This window comes from Streptosporangium sp. G12 (genome assembly GCF_052983175.1).
This window is the reverse complement of record NZ_JBRIQO010000022.1, coordinates 52,455-74,294: the sequence shown is the minus strand read 5'-3', so window position 1 is coordinate 74,294 and position 21,840 is coordinate 52,455. Positions and strand designations below refer to the sequence as shown.

At 62.5% G+C, this 21,840-nt stretch carries 29 protein-coding genes and 1 pseudogene; 2 read left to right on the top strand and 28 right to left on the bottom strand.

The annotated features are described in order from the left end of the window. Nucleotides 1–79: 79 nt before the first annotated feature. From ACVCAG_RS30950 to ACVCAG_RS30915, 8 genes are all read right to left on the bottom strand, one after another. Nucleotides 80–1,348, bottom strand: coding sequence for a DUF3987 domain-containing protein (locus ACVCAG_RS30950; protein ID WP_447190917.1), 1,269 nt, complete (start codon nt 1,346–1,348; stop codon nt 80–82). 363 nt (nt 1,349–1,711) lie between these two features. Continuing rightward, nucleotides 1,712–1,963, bottom strand: a complete 252-nt coding sequence (locus tag ACVCAG_RS30945; protein ID WP_447190916.1) for a hypothetical protein — start codon at nt 1,961–1,963, stop codon at nt 1,712–1,714. A 131-nt stretch (nt 1,964–2,094) separates the two neighbouring features. Then, nucleotides 2,095–2,610: an antirestriction protein ArdA gene (locus ACVCAG_RS30940; protein WP_447190915.1), complete on the bottom strand. Its 516-nt coding sequence runs from the start codon at nt 2,608–2,610 to the stop codon at nt 2,095–2,097. 255 nt (nt 2,611–2,865) lie between these two features. Beyond that, complete coding sequence (locus ACVCAG_RS30935) at nt 2,866–3,453, bottom strand: DUF7178 family protein (RefSeq protein ID WP_447190914.1); 588 nt, start codon at nt 3,451–3,453, stop codon at nt 2,866–2,868. 53 nt (nt 3,454–3,506) lie between these two features. Then, a complete protein-coding gene (locus ACVCAG_RS30930) occupies nt 3,507–3,767 on the bottom strand; it encodes a hypothetical protein (protein WP_447190913.1) in 261 nt (86 codons plus the stop codon). A gap of 1,830 nt (nt 3,768–5,597) precedes the next feature. Next, on the bottom strand, nt 5,598–5,771 hold the full coding sequence (locus tag ACVCAG_RS30925; RefSeq protein ID WP_447190912.1) for a hypothetical protein: 174 nt from the start codon (nt 5,769–5,771) through the stop codon (nt 5,598–5,600). Between the two features lie 25 nt (nt 5,772–5,796). Next, nucleotides 5,797–6,393 (bottom strand): hypothetical protein, encoded by a 597-nt coding sequence (locus ACVCAG_RS30920; protein ID WP_447190911.1) that lies wholly within the window; start codon nt 6,391–6,393, stop codon nt 5,797–5,799. A 115-nt stretch (nt 6,394–6,508) separates the two neighbouring features. After that, the gene (locus ACVCAG_RS30915) at nt 6,509–6,874 is read right to left on the bottom strand and encodes a hypothetical protein (RefSeq protein WP_447190910.1); all 366 of its coding nucleotides are present in this window, start codon (nt 6,872–6,874) and stop codon (nt 6,509–6,511) included. A gap of 352 nt (nt 6,875–7,226) precedes the next feature. Here ACVCAG_RS30915 and ACVCAG_RS30910 point away from each other — a divergent pair, with 352 nt between their 5' ends. After that, nucleotides 7,227–7,526 (top strand): hypothetical protein, encoded by a 300-nt coding sequence (locus ACVCAG_RS30910; protein WP_447190909.1) that lies wholly within the window; start codon nt 7,227–7,229, stop codon nt 7,524–7,526. Between the two features lie 223 nt (nt 7,527–7,749). Beyond that, nucleotides 7,750–7,977, top strand: a complete 228-nt coding sequence (locus ACVCAG_RS30905; protein WP_447190908.1) for a hypothetical protein — start codon at nt 7,750–7,752, stop codon at nt 7,975–7,977. Between the two features lie 132 nt (nt 7,978–8,109). Here the strand turns inward: ACVCAG_RS30905 and ACVCAG_RS30900 are convergent, their stop codons facing one another. The 20 genes and pseudogenes from ACVCAG_RS30900 to ACVCAG_RS30805 all read right to left on the bottom strand — a co-directional run bounded on the left by ACVCAG_RS30900 (nt 8,110) and on the right by ACVCAG_RS30805 (nt 21,404). Continuing rightward, nucleotides 8,110–8,568: a deoxycytidylate deaminase gene (locus ACVCAG_RS30900; RefSeq protein WP_447190907.1), complete on the bottom strand. Its 459-nt coding sequence runs from the start codon at nt 8,566–8,568 to the stop codon at nt 8,110–8,112. Between the two features lie 94 nt (nt 8,569–8,662). After that, nucleotides 8,663–9,121 carry a hypothetical protein gene (locus ACVCAG_RS30895; protein ID WP_447190906.1) on the bottom strand — a complete coding sequence of 153 codons (459 nt, stop codon included), beginning with the start codon at nt 9,119–9,121 and terminating at the stop codon, nt 8,663–8,665. Then, entirely contained in the window at nt 9,121–9,354 is a 234-nt protein-coding gene (locus tag ACVCAG_RS30890) for a hypothetical protein (RefSeq protein ID WP_447190905.1), read from the bottom strand. The genes ACVCAG_RS30895 and ACVCAG_RS30890 overlap by 1 nt, the downstream gene beginning before the upstream one ends. Before the next feature lie 140 nt (nt 9,355–9,494). Next, nucleotides 9,495–10,199 carry an FAD-dependent thymidylate synthase gene (thyX, locus tag ACVCAG_RS30885; RefSeq protein WP_447190904.1) on the bottom strand — a complete coding sequence of 235 codons (705 nt, stop codon included), beginning with the start codon at nt 10,197–10,199 and terminating at the stop codon, nt 9,495–9,497. Nucleotides 10,200–10,208: 9 nt separating this feature from the next. Next, nucleotides 10,209–12,023, bottom strand: coding sequence for a DNA polymerase (locus tag ACVCAG_RS30880; RefSeq protein WP_447190903.1), 1,815 nt, complete (start codon nt 12,021–12,023; stop codon nt 10,209–10,211). Between the two features lie 27 nt (nt 12,024–12,050). Beyond that, on the bottom strand, nt 12,051–12,575 hold the full coding sequence (locus ACVCAG_RS30875; protein ID WP_447190902.1) for a hypothetical protein: 525 nt from the start codon (nt 12,573–12,575) through the stop codon (nt 12,051–12,053). A gap of 411 nt (nt 12,576–12,986) precedes the next feature. Further along, nucleotides 12,987–15,029, bottom strand: a complete 2,043-nt coding sequence (gene nrdJ, locus ACVCAG_RS30870) for a ribonucleoside-triphosphate reductase, adenosylcobalamin-dependent (RefSeq protein WP_447190901.1) — start codon at nt 15,027–15,029, stop codon at nt 12,987–12,989. A 3-nt stretch (nt 15,030–15,032) separates the two neighbouring features. Then, the gene (locus ACVCAG_RS30865) at nt 15,033–15,683 is read right to left on the bottom strand and encodes a hypothetical protein (protein WP_447190900.1); all 651 of its coding nucleotides are present in this window, start codon (nt 15,681–15,683) and stop codon (nt 15,033–15,035) included. Between the two features lie 35 nt (nt 15,684–15,718). Continuing rightward, the gene (locus ACVCAG_RS30860; RefSeq protein WP_447190899.1) at nt 15,719–16,534 is read right to left on the bottom strand and encodes a metallophosphoesterase; all 816 of its coding nucleotides are present in this window, start codon (nt 16,532–16,534) and stop codon (nt 15,719–15,721) included. Between the two features lie 193 nt (nt 16,535–16,727). After that, entirely contained in the window at nt 16,728–17,054 is a 327-nt protein-coding gene (locus ACVCAG_RS30855) for a hypothetical protein (protein WP_447190898.1), read from the bottom strand. After that, nucleotides 17,051–17,194, bottom strand: a complete 144-nt coding sequence (locus ACVCAG_RS30850) for a hypothetical protein (protein ID WP_447190897.1) — start codon at nt 17,192–17,194, stop codon at nt 17,051–17,053. The genes ACVCAG_RS30855 and ACVCAG_RS30850 overlap by 4 nt, the downstream gene beginning before the upstream one ends. Continuing rightward, nucleotides 17,194–17,520, bottom strand: a complete 327-nt coding sequence (locus ACVCAG_RS30845; RefSeq protein WP_447190896.1) for a hypothetical protein — start codon at nt 17,518–17,520, stop codon at nt 17,194–17,196. The genes ACVCAG_RS30850 and ACVCAG_RS30845 overlap by 1 nt, the downstream gene beginning before the upstream one ends. A 36-nt stretch (nt 17,521–17,556) precedes the next feature. Next, nucleotides 17,557–18,192: a hypothetical protein gene (locus ACVCAG_RS30840; protein WP_447190980.1), complete on the bottom strand. Its 636-nt coding sequence runs from the start codon at nt 18,190–18,192 to the stop codon at nt 17,557–17,559. A gap of 16 nt (nt 18,193–18,208) precedes the next feature. Beyond that, nucleotides 18,209–18,394: pseudogene (locus ACVCAG_RS30835) on the bottom strand (CHC2 zinc finger domain-containing protein); the annotation flags it as partial. Between the two features lie 11 nt (nt 18,395–18,405). Continuing rightward, nucleotides 18,406–18,531, bottom strand: a complete 126-nt coding sequence (locus tag ACVCAG_RS30830; RefSeq protein WP_447190895.1) for a hypothetical protein — start codon at nt 18,529–18,531, stop codon at nt 18,406–18,408. Next, nucleotides 18,528–18,959, bottom strand: coding sequence for an endonuclease VII domain-containing protein (locus ACVCAG_RS30825; protein ID WP_447190894.1), 432 nt, complete (start codon nt 18,957–18,959; stop codon nt 18,528–18,530). Before ACVCAG_RS30825 ends, ACVCAG_RS30830 begins: the two co-directional genes overlap by 4 nt. Further along, nucleotides 18,946–19,761, bottom strand: a complete 816-nt coding sequence (locus ACVCAG_RS30820; RefSeq protein WP_447190893.1) for an AAA family ATPase — start codon at nt 19,759–19,761, stop codon at nt 18,946–18,948. The genes ACVCAG_RS30825 and ACVCAG_RS30820 overlap by 14 nt, the downstream gene beginning before the upstream one ends. Nucleotides 19,762–19,832: 71 nt before the next feature. Then, entirely contained in the window at nt 19,833–20,615 is a 783-nt protein-coding gene (locus tag ACVCAG_RS30815) for a RecB family exonuclease (protein ID WP_447190892.1), read from the bottom strand. A 35-nt stretch (nt 20,616–20,650) separates the two neighbouring features. Then, nucleotides 20,651–20,899: a hypothetical protein gene (locus ACVCAG_RS30810; protein ID WP_447190891.1), complete on the bottom strand. Its 249-nt coding sequence runs from the start codon at nt 20,897–20,899 to the stop codon at nt 20,651–20,653. An 85-nt stretch (nt 20,900–20,984) separates the two neighbouring features. Further along, the gene (locus tag ACVCAG_RS30805; RefSeq protein ID WP_447190890.1) at nt 20,985–21,404 is read right to left on the bottom strand and encodes a hypothetical protein; all 420 of its coding nucleotides are present in this window, start codon (nt 21,402–21,404) and stop codon (nt 20,985–20,987) included. Nucleotides 21,405–21,840 lie beyond the last annotated feature (436 nt).

The window sequence follows — 21,840 nt, the reverse complement described above, 5'->3', positions numbered from 1 at the left end:
TCCTTTCGATGGGGACTTACAGACCGCGATGGCGATCTCCCCGCTCGACCGGACCGAGGCCCGGTGAGCAGAGGGACCGTCACGCGGCGACGAGCTGGTCCAGCTCGACGGCCACCGCGGATTCCGTCACGACCTCCTCGGGCTCCTCAACCCAGGTAAAGAGGGTTGCCGGGCGGCCACCCTCGGACCGCAGCTTGGAGGTGAACACGGAGTCGCAGGCGTCGGTGATGGCGCGAATCTCGGCGGCCCTGACCTTCTGGAACTTGCGGGCAACCTCGGTGCTGGTCACGCCCTCCGGCCCGGCCTCCTGAATGAAGGCCAGGATGCGCGCCGGGATGTCGTCGCCGGACGCCGACGTCTCAGGCAGCGTGTACGTGACCGTCTCGACCATGTAGGTGACGAGCGCCAGCGCCGCATCGAAGTCCGCGACCGTGATCTCTGTGCGCTTGTCGGCCAGGGCGTACAGCCCGGCCAGGCGGATCATGTAGGCCATGGCCCGCTCGGTGTACTGCCCGAGGGCCTCATTGCCGTTCGTCATCGCGTCGCAGATCTCGCGGTGCTTGGCCTCGAAGACCTTGGCCACGTCCTTCGGAACGCTCAAGTCCGTGACCTCTTGGGCGAAGTTGACCATGCTGCGGAACCGGTTGCCCAGACGCTCGATGACCTTGTCTGGGTTCGCCGAGGAGAACACCGGGAGCTTCTTGCTCTGGATCACCCAGACGGGGAAGAACCTGTTGTACGTGCCGCCCGTCGCATCCCGGCTGCCCGAGATCGCACCCCAGTTCATCGGCTGCACATGTCCGACGATCGCCACATGCGGCTTGTGGATCTGGAGATCAACCTGGCTGGTGCGGTGGCCGATGGTCGAGCCGTCCCACGCCTTACGGAGGTACCCGCCGATCTTGGTGTCCCGCTTGGCATTCGCGATGAACTCATCCATCTCCTCGGAGATGAACAGCATGGGAGCCGACACGCCCCGGATGGCGCGCTCCGCCAGCTCGTTGGCGAAACCCAGCCCCGTGGCCGGGAGGTTGTATGAGACGTTGTTCTGGAAGAAGGACCCCAGCCCGGACTCCACAACCTTCATCGCAATTCCGGTAGCTGTTCCCTTACGGCCGACACCGGTCGGGCCCACCAGAACCGGCCAGAAGCTCAAGGGCATACTCCCCTTGCCCGTGCCGACACCGGGCAAGCCGCCCACCGCCGCACTGAATGCCCCGATGAACGTGACGAGCACGCCAACCTTGGAACCTTCGGTGTACTTGTCGATCTCTTCGACCATCTTGCCGAACGGACCGTTGAACATGTCCTCGCCAGCGACCGGCATCTCATTCGTCAATGTGCTCATAGCAATCTCCTTTACGAAGTAAGTCGAGTCCTTAGAGGCTCGGCAAGGGGCACCCATTCGGGCGCCCCAAGCCCAACCGCTACTCAGGCAGGTGAATGTGGAGCCAGTGATGTGGCCCACTTTCTCAAATGAACTGAGGTCGATATCAACCCTGAAGACCTCGTAGATGTACTCGCTCATGCACATGTCGTCCGCGATCTCGTATCCTTCATCACCGCCGAACTTTGCCAGGAACGCATTCCAAGTTTCGGGCACTCGTCGATGCTGAATTCGTAGTCGTCGGGCATCGTGATGACGATGACCAGCGGAGTGGCCCCGTCATTCGGCATAAACCAGTCGCAGACCAGCGAAGTAACTTTCATTTCAGGCCGCCATCTCTTCCTCGTCGTGCTCCGCACCGATGATGAAGACATCAACGTCGAGGCCCAGGCGATTTCCGTGGATCTCCTCATAGGCGCTTACCACCGCGCTACGGATCACCCGCTCCCACTCATGTCCGGGCAGGACCCGAAGCTGGTCGGTGATGATGTCCGCCACCCTTTCGCTCAGATCGGCACCGCTCACTTTCAGGTAGGTCTGCTGGACATTCTTTGCGCGGGTGATTGCGTCGTTCATTTCGTTTCTCCAACCGTGGTGATTTCGTCGAACAGGCCATTCAGGTAGCACATACCGCAGTCGGTGAAGCCATTTCCGGGCCTCTCCTCGTACAGCTTGGTTCCGCATCTCTCACACATTCGCCCGCCCTTTCAGGCGGATCGGAAGACGTTGCCGGTGGCGGAGATCCAGTGGTCGGCCTCCCATGTGGCGGTGTCCACCTGGACACGGAAGCCGGGCGGCACATTGGCCAGCTCCGGGTAGCAGTCCTCAGCGACTGACCAGGCGTATTCCTCGATCGAGTCGTAACGGCCGCAGTAGGCGTCCCGCCAGCTGCGGACGCACTCATCAAGGCTCTCGACCCCGCCGATGTAGGAGAGGTATTCAGCGAATGCGTCACGCTCGTCTTCGAGAATCTCAAGAAGCGCTTCATGCGCTTCCCAGATCGAACCGAGGTCCTGGTACTCGGAGAACGTGATTCCGAAATCGCACTCGGAGGCGCTGACCAGGAGTTCCTCGGCACCCTTGGTGACCGCTTTCACCTTGGCCTCGAAATCGTCAAGGTCCGTGCACGTGTCAAGGTCAACCCAGTCGCCGACCAGCTGGCCGTTGGTGTATGCGGCGAGGTTCCAGAAGTGGACAGTGATGGTGGATTCGTGAGTACGCATCTCTGATTCCCTTTCGTGTATGTGAGCGAATTGCTCGGTAAGGTGGCCCGAGGGCCACCAGGCCCAACATTCCGTTCATGGGCATTTGTGGCTGAATACGTTGTTCACCATGCATTCGAGGTAATCGCCGTCATCGAGTCCGTGTAGAAGTCGCTGACACTTGGGGCATTCGAATATGCCGCCGAATGTGTCGCTGTATACGACGTCCTTGATTCGGTTGAGCACGATGCTCAGTGCTTCGCTCTCACTCATCGCTCACGCACCCTTGCTCTGCTCGGTCCAGACAACCCAGGTCACGGCCTGGACGACTTGCGGGAGTTCCCCGAGGCGCTGCGCGGCCTCTCGGTAAACGTGTGCCATAAGTGCATAGCGTCCTCTCGCACCCAGGCCACGTGACTTCTGCCCATACCTTTCACCCACGGCAATGTCGTGAGCATGGCGATCAATGCAGATCGCGTCAGGGTCGGTGGGGTCGAGAATGCACCGGTAGAAATGACCGGTCTTGATGTCCATTGGTAGCACTTGCTCTGGCTGCTCACCCGACATAATCCTTTCCGCCTTACGAATGGCGTCGGAGAAATGCCCCGAAGCCTTTCCGGCATCGAATGCGCGATTAGCGAGCACGATGTTCTCGCCCCATCGCTTGTTAGCGGAGAGTGCGGCGATAACGCCCGCACCCTTGACTACGTGACCGTCAGACATCATTTCCGCAAGCTGATGCGCGGTCGGATACCAGTTCCTGCCACGCGCCAACTGATCGCATGTGGCCGAATCCCAAACCCGGATGATGTTGTTCACATAAAGCTCGCGGGTCTCGGCATTTGCCTGAATCGAAATGGTCATATCTCCCACACTCCTAAATTCCCACACTCTTGTTTACGGGCATAGAAAGGCCATTAGGCCGCGTCGAATCCCAGGTAGTAGTTGTCCTGATCCGCGTACCACTGCTCGATCTGAGCGAATGCCGACCACACATCGTGGGCCGTACCGATGAACCGAACACGCTCGCCATAGACGATGTATGCCTCGTGAGTTTCCCAGACAGTAGACCCAACCTGCTCTTCCCGACGCATTGTCACGCCCTTTGTCTCGCCATTCCCGTCCTTCATGGCCAATCCATCGCGGTGAGGATATGCGCCATAGGTGAAATCAAGCATTGAACCTCCAGTTGTGATCTGGGAACCGCATTCCATGATGTGATTCCTAGACCACCGCCGAAGCGGTGATGTTCTTCTACGCCTGTGCATAACGTCCCGACAGGCAGCCCGTATGAAGATCAAGCACACTCACCATTCGCATTGGAGAGGCGTTTGATCCGTCCGCTATTGAGTTCTCAAGAAGGGTTTGAGGGCCTGCCCGCTTGGGGCTCACCAGCGCCTCCCGCAGGAGGCTTGAAGGGATAAGGCGATGTTCCGCCCGCCAGCTCCCGGAGGGGCTGGACTTGGTACTACTTTACCACACTCTTGTTTGCGGCTGATTGGCCGTTCGGGTGATGATCACTCCCCCACGCTCTGGCAGGTTCTTCGTGATCCCCGGTGGCCGTTCGCCACGCCCCTCACCTGGTCAGCCTCCCCGGTGTACTGGGTTGGTCCCCTGGTAGGGGCGCCTCCTCCGTGCTCCCCCCGGTGGTGCTGGGCGGTGCTCGGTGGTGACAGGACAGACATTACGGCACTGAGTTACCAATCTCAAGACGAGGTTGCTCTGTTCCCACACTCCTATTGCCCCTGAGCTGCGGATACTCCCCTTAAAGAATCATGGTGAGCCTGCTCAAAGGCTCGCCTCCGCCTCCTCCCCCGGTGCTCTCTCCCCCCGTGCGCACACAGACAGCACCATGCACACACAGGACTCAGCGCACGTTGCGCGCGTGCGACCACGCACACACACAGCTGAGCAATAAGGCTCAGCACGCGCGCTCTCATGGGCAGGCAGGCAGAGAGGAAGTGATGGGTGAGTAAGGCAGTGAGCTAGTGAGACAGAGGCAGTGAGGCATGAGGCACTGCGGAGAAAGAAGTAAAGAAGTCCATGATCAGCGCTCTTACTTCTCTCTCACCGTGCCGGGGCACGGATGGATCAAGGAAGGAGAGTGATCAAGGGGTGGGGGGATACCTAAGATCATGATGCACGCGAGCCCGGAGGGTCTGCCTCTTCCGAATAAGTACAAGTCTGGGCTCGCGTTGCGTGACCCTTCGTGGGCTCAAAACATGAGATCAACGAAAGGTCTCAAAGCAAAGAAATCCCCGCCCAGAAGGCCCTTTTGAGCCTGCGGCCGGGTGTTCGGAGGTCCACAGTAGCCAGGTGTCGGCGACCGCGAAACTCCTCCTCGCAAGAAGGGCCCGCGAAGCGCGGGAACGCACACGCAACAGCAGTCTTCACGGCTTCAAGCCCTGATATTGCTCGGCGGCGAGACAAGCAGGTCCCCAACGCGGCTAAAAATTGGTTTAGACCAATTCTCGCAACCAGATTCTCGCAACCAGATTAAACCGCGTTTTCCGCCCCAAAAGTAGATTGGTTTAGACCTCTTTCATGGCGCTGACCTGCGGGAACGTCCACTTAGCGCTGTGTGCAGATTCCTATTGGCGAACCGTCGGTACAGTCCAAAGACAGAGGGGCGAACCAGCCTCATTCAACGATCAAGGACGTTGCCTCCAATGGGCACGTCGGTAATTCAGGCGGCACCTGAGGTGCCTTTACCCGGAGGTATGATCATGTGCCGTCCCAACAACAACCGACTCCCACTCCGTTGGGCCATCATTCTTGCGGTTAGCGCTGCCGTGGGCATCGGACTCGGCTTCGCAGGCGGCCTGGTCGTGGGGGTGGGCCTTGGCTTCGTCTGCGCGGGGTTTCTCCACACGATTCTGCCGAGCTAGTCCTCCCAGAACGACAAAATCCCCGCTCAGAGAGCCCTTCTGGGGCCGTGAGCGGGGTGTCTGAGGGACCGCGGTGAGGAATCAGCCGGCGACCCTGAAAATGCCTCCCGCAGAGGGGGTTCAGGGAGGTCTACAGCCCTCGAAAGTCTCCACCAGGTGGAGCAGCGCTACCGTGCTGGCGCCGAGCGCCGCGTGCCTCTCCTGTTCGCCTTCGGGGAGCCGGTAGCCGTAGCTCTCCAGCACCTCCCGCACGTCGTGCATGAGCCCGTAGGTGAATCTTGGGTCGTCGTCCATCGAGCACCTCCGGCCGTGAGGCCGGCTAAGCAACGGCAGTAGTGGTCACGTTGTCAGATACCCAGAACTTGGAGACGAAGCTCGTGCCGGTCTGGTTCACCGAGACGATGGGGGCGTTGACGATCGGTACGAGGCAGGGGTAGTTCACGGGGCTCGGCCAGGGGAAGCCGAGCTGGTGGTCGACGAGGTACAGCCAGCCTGTGGAGAGCCGGATTCGGCTGATGACGGCTCGCTCGTCCTGGTGCAGGAGTTCGGACTCTGCCTCTGGGGCCGTCAGGTCGAAGTCGGGCATCGCGGCGGCTGCGTCGAAGGCTAGGTCGAAGCCTTCTGTCTTCTCCATGGGCACCCAGACGGTGATGTAGTTGAACTCGCCTTCGCTGAAGGTTCGGAGATAGCGGCCTTGGAAGAAGGGGATCGCGAAGTAGATCTGATTTGGATCTACGGGAACCCCGACGGGCACCATGTATTCGTAGATATAGCCGTCCGCGTACCCCTGTCGCAGGACGTGGACGCCCGAGGCCGTGTGCGTGAGCACCTCGATGTCGCCTAGGGGGTGGAGGGCATCTGCCGGGCCGTGCGCGAGGGGGGCGCCTGAGGCTCCGGAGCCAGAACTGACTTGCATGAAGGTAAGTTTTACCAAAGGTTGTTGCCTAATTCAGTCTCGCGATGGTCACACCGAGCAAAGCGAAAGGCAAGATTAAGGAGATCCAGTAAAAAGGATCTCGGTAATAAGTAGATCAGCTTTTACCTTCGAGTAGGTTGGGCTGGCCGGCCTGCTTCCAGGCTCGTTCGATGTGGAAGCCCACTCTCCCGTGTGCGTTGACTTCCATGTTGTTGGCCAGTGCCCAGGCCCTGGCTTGGGCGTTGGGGCTGTGCTGCCCCTTCGGGAGCTTCTTGCGGGGGGTTCGGCCGTTGGCGGTCGGTGCGGTGCGGGTAGTGGAGCCCTTCTCGATGGCCTCCCACGCCTCGGTGAAGACCTTCTGGTGGTCATCACAAAGGTCGTTCTCCTTGAGTTCCCCCTTGGGGTTGGTCCACTCGTTGTGGTGGGTAGCCTCGGTGTCGCCCTCGTGCCAGTCGCAGATCACCACCAGTTTGGTAGCCATGCGCGTCCCTTAGAAAGAAGTAAGAAGTCGGGTTGTCCGGTCGGTGATCCGACCGGGGAGGATCGTACCAACCTTCACCCTGGGTTGTCGTCGGGGCCATCTCGGCTGCGGGGAGTGTTCGGTTGCACTGGCAGCTGTGGCGCTGGTCACAGTGGCTGCGGATCTCCACTGGTGTGGGACCTCGCTGCGGGCGGGCTTTTCGAAGCCTTCTCGAAGTTGCCGGAGATCATTCTTGATGATTTCTTTACATTCTTTGGCCATCGTAGACGTTTCAATATTTTGTGCACGAAATATGTTTTGGTAGACCGGTGTTGTGTCATCGCATCATCCGACATCTAGCGAGGGATACAGGATGTCCGAGATCGCGCCTAAACCTGTAGGCGTTGAGGCCCGGAGAGAGCTTCACGACTATGCCAAGCTGCTAAACGATCTAAGCGGCAGCAGGTCTGTGTTGTATGTGATGCGGCGGCAGATGGCGGCCGGGGCGTATCGGGAGATGGCGGACAAGGTCCACATCAGCCTGTACCTGCTGTACCAGATCTACGACTGGCTCTTGGTCCACCAGGCCGAGCTGGTGCAGGACATCTTGGTGCCGTTCCACTGCCCGCGCTGTGATCTGCGGATTCATCCACCGGAGCCGGTGGAGGCATAAAAAAAGCGCCCTCGGCCCGAAGGCCGAGGGCTAGTCACCTCAGGTATGTGTCTAGTCATCTCCGGTAGTTATCTACAGAACGCGATTCGGTTCCCCCAGGGCATCAGCAGCCCTTGTAGTCTCACCTGAACGAGAGGGATCGCCCCTCTCAAGGTGATCTAGGAGGTTGGTCAGCCTATGAGTGCGTCTAGGTCGAGTCAGGAGACGGGGGACTAGGAGACCGGTGGCCAGTGTCGGGAGTTCGCTCCTGGCGGCTGGCAGTGGCGGCATCATTCTCTTCCTGCTTTATCGGCTTCTTGCTATCTTGGGGGCCTGGTTGCTGTTCAAACAGGCCGGTTACGTCGAAAATGCAGATATAGAGATCGAGATCCGCCCCACAGGGATCAAAGTTCGTCGGAGCATGAATAGCGCTGAAGTGGAAGTCTCACGGGACGATCAGGCTGCAACCTAATTGCCCCAGAAGAACCCAAAAACTTACACATACCCAACCGCCTGTATCTGCGACGGACCCAAGCAAGTCTGCGGGCCAAACAAGAAACCACTAATTAGCGAACCCCCCTCATAGAGAGGGGGGTTCTTCCTGTCACAGGCTCTGCGGGGTCACTACGTGGGCCACACCGGCACCGCGGATTAGCTTCATGCAGGACGAGCAGGGCTCGTCGGTGACGTAGAGGGTGGCTCCCACGCGGTCGTCTCTGTCGGCGTCCAAGAGTGCGTTGGCTTCGGCGTGGACAGACCTGCAATCGCTGTAGCCAGGGCAGACATCGTCCCCGCGCAGCGCCTTGCCGACTCGCTCACACGGCGCAGTGAGGCAGCCAGGGGCGCCAGGCGGTACGCCGTTGTACCCGGTGCCGGCTGTTCGGTGGTCGGGGCGAACGAGGACCGCGCCAACGCGACGGCGAGAGCAGTCCCCCCGGAGAGAGACTGCTCGGGCGATGCCAAGGAAGTACTCATCCCAGCTGGGCCGCTCATGGGAGCGGATCTGGATGTTTCGGGGGTGCTTCTCATCGAAGACATGGGTCTCCTCGAAGTGGTCGAGCAAGGGGCTCCCTAGAGGAAGACGACGAGGCCCATGAGGACGACGCCAATGATGATGCAGGCCACGGAGATGAAGAGGAAGATGGCGTCCTCGATCTTCACAGGAGGCTCTCCAGCTCGCGCAGGCGGGCGGAGACGATGGCCATGGCCGTGTAGTCGCCTGCCTTGGTGAGGCGCTCCAGGAGCTTCCTGGCCTTGACAATGCGGTTCTCGATGCGGGTCTTCAGGCCGTTGTCGGCCGACCTGGCGTGCTCCAGCGAGGCTCGCAGGGTGTCGTTCGTCTTGCGGAGCTGGCTGATCTCCTCGTCGAGCTTGATGAGGCGGTAGGCGGCGTCGAGGTTGGCGTTGGACCCGCGCAGGCGGGTGTGCTGGGGGTAGTCGGCCATGAGCTTCTCCAGGTTGATGACGGTGAGCTTGCCGAATGGGATGTCGGCGTTCAGGCGGTTTGGGCAGTAGGTCGTGTGCTCGACCGTGGGGTTGATGAAGGGGAGGAAGTCGAGGTCGCGGACGTCGAGTTCGAAGGCCCCGTTGGGTCGCTGGACGACGTGAAGGTCCATCAGTACGGAAGCTCCGATCGGTCGGTGTTCTCCCACATGGCGTCGGTGAGGGCGTCGCCGAGCTGGCGGTGGAGGTCGGTGGCGGCCTCGATGCTGAGCGGGGTGATGTGGTGGCTGGTGGTGCCGTAGAGGTGGTGGCTGGTGCGGACGACGATCACGAACTCCTTCTCGAAGCCGTGGAAGGCCACCTCGGCGTTGGTGCGGCGGTGGGTGGCGCCCATGGCGTCCTTCACACGAAGCTCCTGACGAAGAAGGCGATGGCGGCGATGAGGGCTGTGGTGCCGAGGACGGCGAAGAGGACGGCGTAGATGGCGGCGACGATGCGGTTGAACTGGTTCATGGGGTTGCCTCTCGGGGAGCTACCAGACTCTTGTTAGGCGGCACGACGAATGACGTCGTTGCCGATGAGGCCCTCGAAGTCCTGGAAGGACCCTGGGGCGATGGTCTTGAGGTGGGTCAGGATCTGGGCTGACATCTCCTGGATCTCCGCGTCGGCGGCGACGTGGAACCTCTTCGAGATCACCTCTCTCCAAGCGCGCAGGTTGCCGGTGACGACCATGTCCACGGGCTGGGCGTTGAGGAGGAAGGCGCGGGCGGCCTCTCTGGCCTTCTTGCGGGGCACGCCCTGGGCAGCCAGCTCGTTCCGCACCTGTACGTACAGATCGACCGCCTGGGCGTGGAAGGCGTGCAGGTCGCCCTCCATGTCGGTCCCCCGCAGGGCGGGCGGGATGACGGGCTCGCGGCCCGTCTCGTCCACGTAGCGCTGGCTCTGCACGGAGAAGGACAGGTGCCGGTGGCGGGTCAGCTCCGCCAGCAGGGTCCGGCTGACGCCCCGGATGAGGAACGTCGCCGAGGAGTGCTCCAGCACCGAGAAGTGCTGGTGCTCGATGATGTTGGCGAGGTAGCCACGGTTGTGGGCGGTGGCCGGGTTCTTGCGCCCCCAGGCTTCGTAGCACTGCCGGCCTGCGGCCTCCGCGAGCCGGTCGGCGGAGGTGGCCCATGCGTCGGACTGGAAGCCGGTGGCTTCCTCGAAGGCGCCGCTGTTGAAGTGGGTGGTGGCGATGAGTGTGACGTTCACGTTGATCTCCTAGTAGTCGGCGCCGTAGTCGGGCAGAGAGCCCCAACTGCGCTTTCCGAGTGCCACGTCCGTGGTGAAGTCGATGCCTCGGATCTGTGTGCGGAGGCATTCGCCGATCGACAGGGCCAGTTCCTTGGCCTGCTTCTTCGGCAGGCTGGCTACGACCTCGTCATGGACGGGCAGGCGCAAGTAAGAAGTAAGTCCGGCCCGGTCGCACTTGATCAGCCCTCGGGCTGTCACATCGCGGGACGCGGACTGGATGGCGTAGTTGATCGCGCTGTAGGCGCGGTCGGAGTCCACGTACAGGCGGCGGCCTGTGATCGTGGTGATGTAGCCCGCCTTGCCCGCTTCGCGAGTCATCTCCTTGGCGAGCTTGGCGACGCCGGGGTACGCCTTGTTGAATCCGGCGATGGTCTGCTTGGCGACTGCGGGGGTGACCTTGCCCTGCTCCACGAGGGCCTTCCAGCCCCCGCCGAAACACACCAAAAAGTTCGCCATCTTGCCGATCTTTCGGCTCACGCCTGCGGCGTCGGCGGTGATCTGGTGCAGGTCTTCGTTGTTGGCGAAGGCCCGGTGCATGCGCTCGTCGCCGCTGAGCGCGGCGGCCATGCGCAGCTCTTGGCCCTGGTAGTCGATCGACCCGGAGACCTCTTCCTCGTCGGCGAGGAAGCAGCGGCGGATCATCCAGTCCGAGGACGGGAGGGTCTGGGCCGGGATGCCGGTGATGGACATGCGGCCCGTGCGGGCTTGGAGCGTGTTGATGTTGGCGTGGCAGCGGCCGTCCTCGTCCGCGTTGTCCAGGAAGGACTCCGGCCACGTGCCCGCCCATTTGCCGGCCTTCTTGTACTCCTTGATCGCCCTGGCGAAGTACATGCCGCCTTCGGCCAGGTGCTCCAGGAGGTCGTCATCGACCTTGGCCTTGCCGGTGGGGGTCTGGAGGAACTCCGTGTGCCCCATGTAGACGAGGGCTTCGAAGACCTGGTCGGTCGAGCCGGGGTTGAACTCCTCGACGTCGATGAAGCCGAGCTTTTCGACCTCGCGCTCGATCTCCATCAGCCAGTACTCCTCCTCCTGTCGGAGGCGGGTAGCCAGCTCGGTGGTGTAGGTCCGGTCCAGCAGGTAGCCGCGTTTGGAGATGTCGGAGCAGATGCGGGCGATCTCGTGCTCATAGCCAACGAGGTGTTGGGCTGAGGAGGGAATCTTCGGTGTGAGCGTCTTGGCCAGGACCCAGGCCAAGATCGGGTCCATGAGCGAGTACATCTGGTAGATCTCGTCGTCGAGCGAGACCGACTCGAAGTACTGCTCCTTGGTGACCTTGAGGTCCTTGCACTGCTGTCCGACGCTGCCCTTGATGTCCTTGGCGGCCACCGGGTCGACGTAGACCTCGGTCAGCTCCTCCAAGGTGTGTCCGGGGCCGCCTTCCTTGCGGGCGCGGGAGTCGACCAGGCGGCTGATGATCCCGGTGTCGATGGTCTTTGGGAACAACTCCCCGAGGGGAACCCCCAGGTGGCGGTCAGCCACCTGGAGGTCGAATGACGCGTTGTGGATGTAGAGCTTCTTCGCGTGGCGCAACGTGGTCGCGGCGTACCACTGGATGCGGGGGTGCCGCTCAACGGGGAGGTACCAGGACTGGTCCCCCGCGCTGAACTGGGCGGTGCGCATCCGGAAGCCCGGCTTGTAGACGGCCAGGCTCGTGGTCTCCGAGTCGTAGCCGAACTCGGTGTTGCGTGAGGCCCACTCCGCGAACGGTGCGAGGTCGGCTTCGGTTTCCACGACGTGGCCATGGACAGTGCGGCCCGCGAGCCGCATCTCGTGGGTTCGCACTACCAGACTCCTATATGTGGGCGTGGATCAGTTCCGGACGAAGATGGCCTTGCACTGGTCCGGGTCGCCCTTCTGGAGCGGGCAGAAGTATCCGGCCCAGGGGCCCTTGGTGCCGTTGCCGGTGCGGTAGGTCATCTCGCCGTGGGCGCAGCTCTTGCCCTGCTGGCCGGGCGGGGTGGAGGTGGCCGGGCGGGAAGGCGCCGTCCCGGCGCTGGCGGCCGGGCGGGGGGCGGTGCCGGAGTCCAGCGTCTTGGCGAACTTGGCCACCTTGGCGGTCAGCTCCAGCAGGGCCTTGGCCTCGTTGAGGGTGGCTTCGGCCTCCTGCACGGAGTTGCTGTGAAAGACGGTCCAGGGGGCGTCGAAGCCGCTGCCGTACTTGATGGTGGTGGTGACCTTGGCCTCAGAGCTGTTGTTGACGGTGATGGTGCTCTCCTTGCTCGGTGCGGTGGTGGGGAGGGTGTTGGTGGGCTGTACGGCGGTCTGGGCCTCGTCGGCGGGCGGCGCAGCGGCGGGTGCTGCGGTGGCCCAGGGGTCGGTGTCGAAGGCGCTCATGGCGTTACCAATCTCTTGTATGTGGGGTTGCTCAAGTCGTTATTGATGAATGGTTTTCAGGTCCCCAAATTAGGGAGATATCCCGTTACTCTGATTCGGTGGAACTAGTGGCCTTAGTTGTTGGCCTGATCGGCTTGATCATGACTGCCGTGCAGACCTACTACGCGCGGCAGCAGGACAAACGCGCACGGGACACCCAGAAAACGCGGCGCGCAGATCCGGGGCCAGTGGGGACCGCTCCTTCCTCAAGGCAGGGGGGGACCTACCCCCAGTTCCCGCCCGCAAGATCAAGGATTAGTGCCCGCGACGTACTCGCATGGGTTGGGCCGATCCTTTTTTGGCTTGCTGTGGCCTACCTACTCGTCAAGTACGGGATCATCCAGGTTTGGGCTACCGGCTTTTAACGATGCACTATCGAATGGGGCATGCGCCGTTGGCGCATTCCTCGTCGATACCGTCTTCGACGTGGGCCAGGCCGGTGGAGGTCACCCAGTCGAGGTAGTCCTGCTCGGTGATCCGCTCGTAGGGCGCGAGGGCGTAGCCCTGCTCGGGGAAGATCGTGAAGCCCTTGAGCTTGTTGGCGAAGTGCCAGATGGTGTCGGCCATGTCCTGCGGCGAGTACCGCTCGGGGTCGACGTTGGCCGTGAAGGACACCGCGTTGTCGGCGTACTCCGCCTGCACCAGCTCCTGGACGGACAGCAGCTGCTTCAGCGTCAGCTCGTCGGCGGACTCGACGATGGAGGCGGGCCAGCCTGCGGCCTCTACCCGCTCCACGACGGACTCCTTGGAGGGGATTTCCACGACGACGGTGTTGGCCGCCATCGGGTCGTCTACGACGTTGTAGCCCAGCTGGATGTAGCGGGAGACCTGGGCGAACTGGTCGGGGTCGATGGTGGAGAAGCGGATTCGCCGGATGTAGTAGCGGGCGAAGATGGGGTGGATGCCCTCGGTGGTGCCGGGGAGCTTGGCGATCGAGCCGGTGGGGGCGATGGTCGTGACCTTGACCGGCTCGGGGATGCGGAGCTGGAAGGCGTACTTGCGGGCCTCGTCTCGGATCGCATCACGGAGCAGGTTGAGGAGCTTCTTGGGGAACAGCCACTGGGGGGCTTCGGAGTAGCGGATGCCCATGAGGGCCAGTGCTTCCTGCACACCGAACAGGCCCACACCGATCCTGCGGTTCTTGGCGAGGATCGCCGCCTGGTTCGGGTCGTTGACGTCCCCGAAGGTGGCGCGGATGAGGAAGCGGGTCATCAGCCGGGCGGCCTTGACGGCCCCGTCGATGTCGAAGGCGTCGCCTGCGTGGTCGGGGGCGAACGCCGCCAAATTCACATGGCCCAAGTTGCAGTTTTCGAACTCCTCCAAGGCGATCTCACCGCAGGGGTTGGTCGCGAAGACCTCGCCGGTCTCGCCCACCTGGCTCAGGTCGCGGTTCCAGATGCCGGGCTCGCCGTTGGTGAGCATGCCCTTGGAGATCCTGTCGAGTACGGCCTGGGCGTGGGCCTTGTCTTCCTCGCCGGCCTCCCCCGAGATGGCGTCCACGAAGGCGTTGTCGATGACCACCGAGATGTTGCTTGTCCAGTGGTTGCCGGTGGCCTTGCAGTCGATGAAGTCGAAGATCTGCTCGTCGTCCCAGGGGAGCATCGCCATTCGGGCGCTGCGGCGGTTGCCTCCGGCGACGACGCACTGGGCGATGGCGTGGTCAATATCCATGGCGTCCAGCGGAGTGACGGCCTCGCCCTTGCGGTTGTTGAGCACGGTGGAGACCTCGTGCAGCATCCGGGCCAGAGGTGCTGGCCCCGAGGCGGTGCCGCCGAACGTCTTCAACCTCGCGCCAGCGGGGCGGACGTTGGAGACGTCGAAGATGCGGTCGGTGTGCTGGGTGCTGGGCCGCATGTAGGCGTCGAGCAGCTCGGAAAGAGCGTCCGACCATCCCTCGCGGGAGTCATCGACGACCATGGGCCAGTCCCACTCATGGGAGTAGTCCTCGCTCAGCAGGCCCGCGTCCTTCATGGCGGCGTAGTCGGCGTGGCCGGGGTCGCACACGATGTGGACGGTCAGGTCGTGCCGCACTTCGCCGTAGGTGTCGAGGTAGGTCGAGGCGTAGTTGCTGCCGACTCCCCCGCCTTCCATGAGGCGCAAGAACGTGAACTCGAAGTGCTCACTGAAGCGCTCGGTCCAGCCGGAGGTGTGGCAGTTGAACAGGTACTGGCGTCCGCGGATTCCACTGGCCCACAGGTGCCGGCCTGCGGGCAGGATCTGGAAGGACTCCATCATCTTGCGCAGTTCGTAGCTCTCGGCGACGTCGCGGTGCTTGTAGTCGACCAGCCCAAGGTTGCCTTCGACGACGCGAAGGACGGTCTCAGGCCAGACCTCCTTGCTGCCATCGGCCTTGGTGCGGCTGTAGGTCCTGGTGTAGACAGCTTCGCCGGTCGGGCCGAAGGTGAAGTTGGTCAAGGGTTAGCCCTGCTTCCTGGTGGTGTAGTTGGATTCGGCGTTGGAGATGGCCCGGCGTCCGCCCGGCCCTTCGTGCGGGGTGCTCACCTTGTTCAGGTGCCTGTTCAGCTCGCGGGTGACCGCAGCCACGGCTCTGTCCACGCTCCAGCGGTCAGGCTCGGGCAGTCCCAGGTCTTCGGGGCCGTAGGCGGCCAGGATGTGGTCGTGGGCCTTGTCGGAGACTCGGTTGAGGGCTTCGCGGATGTCGGCGAGGTTGGCCCACAGGCCCTTGTGATGTACGGCGGTGCCGTGCTCGGTGTCCTTGCCGGGGGTCGTCCAGGAGTCGGGGTTGTAGTAGTGCTCGCGCAGCAGCGCCCGGACCTCCATGGGCGTGTAGATCGCCTGTGCGCTGTTCATCTGGTAGGCGTAGCTCTGCTCGCCGCAGTACTTCGAGGCCCGCTGAGAAAGAAGTAGGTGGAGGACTTCGTATTCGGTCCGGCCGTGCTCGGAGGCCCGGTTGAGCTTGTTCTCGAAGGTCTTCCACTCCTCCAGGGCCCGGACGGTGATCTCGGAGGAGACATCTTCGGCTTGCATGGCGGGGTATCGCTGGGCGAACTTGCGTCCGACGTTGGTCGCTACCCGTAGGAGCAGGTCGGTGTGCTCGCTGCTGATCACGCTGCTACCAATCTCATATATCTGGGCATGGGTCATCACGCGGCCTTGAACTTGCCGCTGGGGGCGCGCTTGAGGGCGCCGTAGCGCTCGCCTTCGACCACGAAGGAGCCATCGGAGAAGATGTCCACCGGGTACGGGCTGACGTCGTACTTGCCGACGTAGAGGATGCCGAAGCCCTGCTGCCAGTTGGCGACCGCCCCGGCTCCGAGGTACTGGGTTTTGCGGACGTCCATGAGGTTGCCCACCTCGAATCCCCACCTGCGGATGGCCTTGCCGCCGAACCACTGGGAGGTGTGCCGTCGCACGCCGAGGCGGTGGGTGTGTCCCATGACGATGTTGACCCCGGCCTTGGCGGCGTGGTTGTAGGCGCTGGTCCCGGCGATCTGGGACATGCCCTTGATCTCGTGTCCGTGGACGAGAACGGTGTCGGGGCCCACCTTGTGGAAGGAGGGTGTGAGGGTCACTCCGAAGCCGTCGAAGTCGAGCAGCTTGCTGAAGTGGAAGCTGTCGGCGAACTCGGCCAGAGCGGGCGCCGTCTGCTCCAGGTATACCCTCGGGCGCTCGTCATGGTTTCCTTCCAGGACGCCGACCGGGCCGCTGTAGACCTTGCGCAGCGGCTCCAGCAGGTTCTTCTTGCCGTACTCGCTGTGCTTGACGACCTGCTGCTCGAACTCGTTGCGGGTGCCCCGGCTCCACCGCGATGGCGTCGGGTAGTCCATGAAGTCGCCGATCTGGTAGACCGCGTCAGGCTGGTACGCGCCGATGAAGCTGATGACGTTCTTGAGGGCGCGCTTGTCCTCGAAGGGCAGCTGAGTATCGGAGATGATCACGATGCGCTGAGTTAGTCCCACAAGCCCTCCCGAGCCAGTTGATCGACGTTGTTGCAGTACATCCACGTCCACACACCCGTGGACTTGTCCCAGATGTGTTCGGCGGTGAGCTTGGCTGCGGTGTGGAACGAGCACCCCGGCTCGCACCACAGGCCGCTTTCCTGGCGCCTCTTGTGTCGGCGCAGCGCCGCGTAGCGCGCTCGCGTCTGGAGGCTCACTCGTCGTCGTCCTCGTCGTCGCCTGCGGCGAGGATCTCCCGCTCCTCTTCGGTGAGCTTGTCCTCATCCCAGATGAAGCCGACGTTCAGCCAGAGGTCGTAGCTGTTGGGCAGCTCGGGGTCCTTGAAGACCATGAACCGGCCGCCCTGGACCTCGTCGTGGCCGGTGGAGAGTGCCTCGCCGATGAGGCGGGCGAGCATGCCTTCGATGGTTTTGGCGCTGGGGAGGATCAGGCCCTCGTCGGTGTGGTAGCACCAGCCCTTGGCCTGGAACAGCCCGGACAGTTCGGTGGGATCGAGTTCCCATTCGCCGGACAGGTTCATCTGTTTCCCCTTCGGTCTGCGTGCATGAGGACGAGGCCGGCGAGTTTGACCGCCTCGTCGTGGGCGAAGCCGTTGACGGTCAGCTCCACGTAGGCGCTCCAGACGTCCTCGGCCGCCTGCTCGATGTGCTCGGGCGCCATCAGGGGCCCATCAGGATGTCGTGGGCGGAGCGGTAGGCCGGGGGAAGCGGCGCGGGCGCTGGGGGCTGCGGGGCCTGGGAGGCGACGCCCGAGAACGCCTTGTTGAGTGCGGCCTTGAGGTGGATGAGCTTGTAGCGCAGCATCACGTTGTAGGCGATGCCGTCCTCAACCTCTTCGAGGGCGTAGTCGACGATCTCCATGACGCTCTGCCGCTCGAACTTCTGGTTCGCGCCTTCCTCGTACTGGGCTCGGCCGACCGTGAGGATGCGGTTCTGGACTGCAATGACGGCGGACATGATCTCGTTGGCGAGTTCTTCGCTGGTCATGAGCTACCAATCTCTTGTTTGAGTGGAAAAAAGGGGTCAGGCTCCGAGCTTGGCTCGCAGCCCATCTCTGCCATGGGCGGCGAAGTAAGAAGTAACGTCGCCACCGGTCATCGGGATGGGGCGGACGTTGTCCAGGCCATCTGCGATCTTGGCCACCAGTTCGCGGCCGGGCTCGTCGTCGTCGTGTAGGGCGTACACGGAGTCGAACTGGACCAGGAGCCTCTTCCAGATGGGCTCCCATGCCTTGGCGCCGGGGATGCCGACGACGGGTAGGCCGCACTGCTTGGCGATGATGCGATCGAACTCGCCTTCGGTCACGCAGATGTTGCGGGTGCCCAGTTGCAGTGCCTCGGTGCCGTAGAGGCGGGGGATGTCGCCAGCGAGCGAGCGGTACTTGGGTCCGTCGCCGTCGCCGAGCCGCCGAAAGCGGATCGCTACGCACTCGCCGTCAGGCGTGAGGTAGGGGATGGCCAGGTGGCCTCTGACGTGCTCGTGTCCGGGCTCAGGAGAACGGACGACGCCGATTCGATGGCTTGCGATGGACTCCTCGCTCAGGAGCCGCTCCGGGCCCGTCAGGTAGGCCAAAGCCTCGTCGTCGAGCTGGTCGTGGTACGCCCTGGAGGTCAGCTCCATAAACCTCCTGGAGGATGCGCTGGGGACTATCGCCTTCATCTAGTTGGACCCTCCGTAGCAGGGTGTAGGCGTTGCCTGTGGCGGGGCAGGCCAAGCAGTTGAACGCCTCGTATCGCACGGAGGCGGATGCGTTGGTGTCGGCGTGGAAGGGGCACTTCATCGACTTCCATCGGCCTCCCTCTTCCACGTGGGGGACGTTCGCGCCGAAGTGCTGGAGTAGCGGGGTGATGGGAAGATCCATGGCTACCAAACTCATGTATCGGTGCGTGCGGAAAGGGCCTTGCCGAACGCGAGCATCATGGCGGGGTTGGCGGGCTTCGGCTCGCGCGGCGCCGGGCGGTTGAGGTTCTTGGGCGGGGTGGAGGTGTAGTACTTCATCGTTTTCTCCTTCGGCGGGTGTTGATGTTGGCTTCCTCGCTGGCGTAGCGCTCCCCAAGGACCCGAAGGGCTGGTGGGTTCTCCAGGTACTCGGCAGCGGCCCGCAGAACCTCGGGCCTGTCTCTGGCTGCGGTGAGCAGCCGTCCGTTGCACATCCGGCATGCGAGTCCGCGCACCAGGCCGGTCTTGTGGTCGTGGTCCACGCTCAGGCGTTGCTTGCGAGTTCCCAGGCAGATGGCGCAGACGCCGCCTTGGGCGGAGAAGAGGGTGTCGTACTCCCCCGGCAGCAACCCGTAGGTCTTGCCGACGCGCGCCCGGTGGGTGGCGTCGCTTCTCGACTTCTTCTGACATGACAGGCAGATCCGGCCGCGAGGCCCGGAGTAGAAGCGTTCGTCGCGGTTGCGCTCGCATCGCTCACAGCGCTTCATAGAAGTCCCGCTTGAAGTCGTCCCAGACCTCGTCTGGCAGCGTGCCTGGGCCGGTCGCGGGTGTCTGCATGTCGGTGATGAGCATGCGGTCCAGGTCCGCCTCCAGCTCGACCATCAGGTCTCCGGAGGCCGAGGCCATGCCTGAGCGGTTCTTCAGGACGTATACGCCCATGGCCCTGCCTTGGGGGGTGTAGGTGTCGGTGTAGGCCAGACCGATGATGAGGGTCTGGAGCTTGCTGATTTTGCCCCGGACGTCCTTGAGCTTGAGCGGCTGGTCTCCGGACTCGGCATCGCCGACGACATGGTGAAGAACGACCACCGCGGCCTCGGTCTTGCGCGCCAGATCAGCGAGGAAACTCATGGTGGATTCCAGGCTCGTGAAGCCCTCCCCGCCGTCCTCGTCGAAGACGTTGGCGAGGTTGTCCAGCACGATCAGCTCAGGCCATTTGCCATACATGTAGGCGTAGGCGGTGACCTCGGCTTCGATGTGGCTCAGCGACGGTGCGGCGTCGAAGTCGAACCAGATCCTGTTGAAATCCCGCAGGGTCGTGTCGTACTTCTCCCCCTTGCCGGCCTTGTAGGCGGCCTCGATGTCCTGCACGCGTTCGCCGGTGATGATGGCCGCTGCGCGGATGGCCTGGGTGACCTCGTCGCTGTCGGCGCTCATGTAGATGCCCCGGCAGCCGGAGCGGATCGCGAGGTTCAACGTGAGGGCGGATTTGCCCACTCCTGGCGCCGCGACGACCATGGCGACTTGGCTACGGCGGACGTGTACGCCCAGCGCTTCGAGGGACTTCCACACCGTGGGGATGGGGGCGCCTGCGTCCTTGGCTTTTCGCTTGGCGTGAGAAAGAAGAAGGATCTCCTCACCTCCTATTTCAGTGCGGGGCAGTGGGGTGCGACGCCGCAGGTCCGGCAGGCGTCACCGGGGTTGGGGAGGTACAGGCCCTGTCGCTCGATCTCGACCTGGCGGACGAACCACTTCTCGATCCACTCGTTGTCCAGGGTGGTGAGGTCGATGGCGCGGGTGGGTTTACCGTCGCGGGTCATGAAGAAGTCGCCCCACGTCACGTCGATGCCGAGAATCTCTCTCATGGCTTTTCGGTAGACGATGAGCTGGAAGGGCACCGAGGGGACCTTGGCGCCGCTCTTGATGTCGCGGATGAGCGGCTCACCGGTGGCGGTGTCTTGCATGATGATGTCGATGTAGCCCCGGACGACGACGCCTTGGAACTCGATCTCGAAGCCGACTTCGGCGGCGACTGAGCCGTCCGGCATGAGGTAGGGCTGGAGGCTGGTGTCTTCGAGGTTGTAGGTGATGTAGTTGGCGACCTGTTCGAAGCCGCCGTCGTAGCGGTCACGAAGGTCGTTGGAGACCTTCTTGCGGCCCCCTACAAGCCACCTGTCGCGGTCGGGCTCCACCGCGTCGGCCTTGGCAATCTCGGCCGTCCACGTGCGTTTGAAGACCTCCTGGGCCTCAGGGATGGACATGGTCCGGCCTGAGAGTTCCCAGCGGTTGGCGGCCTCGTGGATGGCGGTTCCCTGGGCGAGCCATCCGGCCGGGAGGGAGGGCAGGCGCATCACGCGTTCCAGCTCGAAGGCCGTTCCGCAGCGGGCGATGCTCGTGATCCGGGAGACGGACGTTCGACGACTCACTTGATCGCTCCCACACTCTTGTTTGAGATCATAGGTCAGCCAACCTCCTTCCAGAAGTTGATGCAGATGCCGTCCGGATAGCTGAACGCGTCGCGCATCAGCGCGTCCGGTGGCAGGAGCTGGAGCCCGGCGATGATGTCGGCGACCGTGTTGAAGGCTTCTCGCTCGGCGGTGATCTCGTAGTACGTCCCCTGCTCGCCCCTGGAGAGGTCTACCGAGAGACCGGGCAGGGACAGGATGGGCTCAGGGGCGTTGAGGTCATTGAGGTTGGCGGGTCCGAGCATAGTGTTACCAATCTTATGTACTTGGGGGTGAAAAAAGCGGCCCCAGTCAGATGGGGCCGCTATTCCCGCACACGAGAGGGGAAGTCTATTGATTGAGAGCCCGGTCTACGTCGTCGAGGACCATCTTGATGTGCCAGTTGGTCTCGTCGGCGGGCTTCTCGAAAAAGCCGGTCTCCTCGTTGTAGTCGATGTCCAGGTGGGCATCGTGTAAACGAGTGGCCCAGCGCAGCGCGGAGTTCAGTTTCGCAAGGGGCACCTGCTGCCCTTGTGCGACCCGGCTCAGTTGGCGCAGGGAGGTGGTGGGTCCGGACTGGTTGTGGTCCTTGGACATCTTCCAGGGGATGAATTTATCGTGCCGGAGGTTCTTCCTCTGGAGGCCGATTCGCTCGACGGCTTGCTGTACACCACCGACCGAAACGCCGAAATGCTGGGCAATCTCGCTGTAGTTAACCCCGGACTCAACCATTCGCCTGAGTTCCAGAGGATCAATCTGCCTGTTTGCCATTTTGATTCCTTAGTAGGCTCGTATGCTGTTTACATCAATGGGCTGCCCCTCTCCTTGGGTATTACGAATACGTATAGTAGTGGTAGAAGTGGTCACATACGGTTTCAACTCGTATGTTTAACATGGTGGTATCGGTCCCTGTTATTGGATTATGTGCAATTCTATTCAGTTGTGAGTGCGTTCGACGGTGATCCGAACGTACGGACATGTGGCCGTACGCTCAATTACTATCGAATCCACGTAGTCAGGTTCCAACCCAGAGCCAGTACTGCCTGCATAAGCAGGCCCACGGTTTTCGGTTAAGTTTCCACGGAACCTTTGTGGTCTTGTAGTCACTGGGGCGCGGCCGTGACAGCCGTCTTTGTATCTTTCCACCTCACGAGATTTCAGCGGTTCGCCTTACGAGCTTAGCTACTGATCCCGGACCGTTCTTCTG

Excerpts from the sequence above, each read along its gene's own strand:
- ACVCAG_RS30950 (WP_447190917.1), bottom strand. The coding sequence starts at position 1,348 with ATGAGCACATTGACGAATGAGATGCCGGTCGCTGGCGAGGACATGTTC.
- ACVCAG_RS30945 (WP_447190916.1), bottom strand. The coding sequence starts at position 1,963 with ATGAACGACGCAATCACCCGCGCAAAGAATGTCCAGCAGACCTACCTG.
- ACVCAG_RS30940 (WP_447190915.1), bottom strand. The coding sequence starts at position 2,610 with ATGCGTACTCACGAATCCACCATCACTGTCCACTTCTGGAACCTCGCC.
- ACVCAG_RS30935 (WP_447190914.1), bottom strand. The coding sequence starts at position 3,453 with ATGACCATTTCGATTCAGGCAAATGCCGAGACCCGCGAGCTTTATGTG.
- ACVCAG_RS30930 (WP_447190913.1), bottom strand. The coding sequence starts at position 3,767 with ATGCTTGATTTCACCTATGGCGCATATCCTCACCGCGATGGATTGGCC.
- ACVCAG_RS30925 (WP_447190912.1), bottom strand. The coding sequence starts at position 5,771 with ATGGACGACGACCCAAGATTCACCTACGGGCTCATGCACGACGTGCGG.
- ACVCAG_RS30920 (WP_447190911.1), bottom strand. The coding sequence starts at position 6,393 with ATGCAAGTCAGTTCTGGCTCCGGAGCCTCAGGCGCCCCCCTCGCGCAC.
- ACVCAG_RS30915 (WP_447190910.1), bottom strand. The coding sequence starts at position 6,874 with ATGGCTACCAAACTGGTGGTGATCTGCGACTGGCACGAGGGCGACACC.
- ACVCAG_RS30910 (WP_447190909.1), top strand. The coding sequence starts at position 7,227 with ATGTCCGAGATCGCGCCTAAACCTGTAGGCGTTGAGGCCCGGAGAGAG.
- ACVCAG_RS30895 (WP_447190906.1), bottom strand. The coding sequence starts at position 9,121 with ATGGACCTTCACGTCGTCCAGCGACCCAACGGGGCCTTCGAACTCGAC.
- ACVCAG_RS30875 (WP_447190902.1), bottom strand. The coding sequence starts at position 12,575 with ATGAGCGCCTTCGACACCGACCCCTGGGCCACCGCAGCACCCGCCGCT.
- ACVCAG_RS30855 (WP_447190898.1), bottom strand. The coding sequence starts at position 17,054 with ATGAACCTGTCCGGCGAATGGGAACTCGATCCCACCGAACTGTCCGGG.
- ACVCAG_RS30850 (WP_447190897.1), bottom strand. The coding sequence starts at position 17,194 with ATGGCGCCCGAGCACATCGAGCAGGCGGCCGAGGACGTCTGGAGCGCC.
- ACVCAG_RS30845 (WP_447190896.1), bottom strand. The coding sequence starts at position 17,520 with ATGACCAGCGAAGAACTCGCCAACGAGATCATGTCCGCCGTCATTGCA.
- ACVCAG_RS30840 (WP_447190980.1), bottom strand. The coding sequence starts at position 18,192 with ATGAAGGCGATAGTCCCCAGCGCATCCTCCAGGAGGTTTATGGAGCTG.
- ACVCAG_RS30830 (WP_447190895.1), bottom strand. The coding sequence starts at position 18,531 with ATGAAGTACTACACCTCCACCCCGCCCAAGAACCTCAACCGCCCGGCG.
- ACVCAG_RS30825 (WP_447190894.1), bottom strand. The coding sequence starts at position 18,959 with ATGAAGCGCTGTGAGCGATGCGAGCGCAACCGCGACGAACGCTTCTAC.
- ACVCAG_RS30810 (WP_447190891.1), bottom strand. The coding sequence starts at position 20,899 with ATGCTCGGACCCGCCAACCTCAATGACCTCAACGCCCCTGAGCCCATC.
- ACVCAG_RS30805 (WP_447190890.1), bottom strand. The coding sequence starts at position 21,404 with ATGGCAAACAGGCAGATTGATCCTCTGGAACTCAGGCGAATGGTTGAG.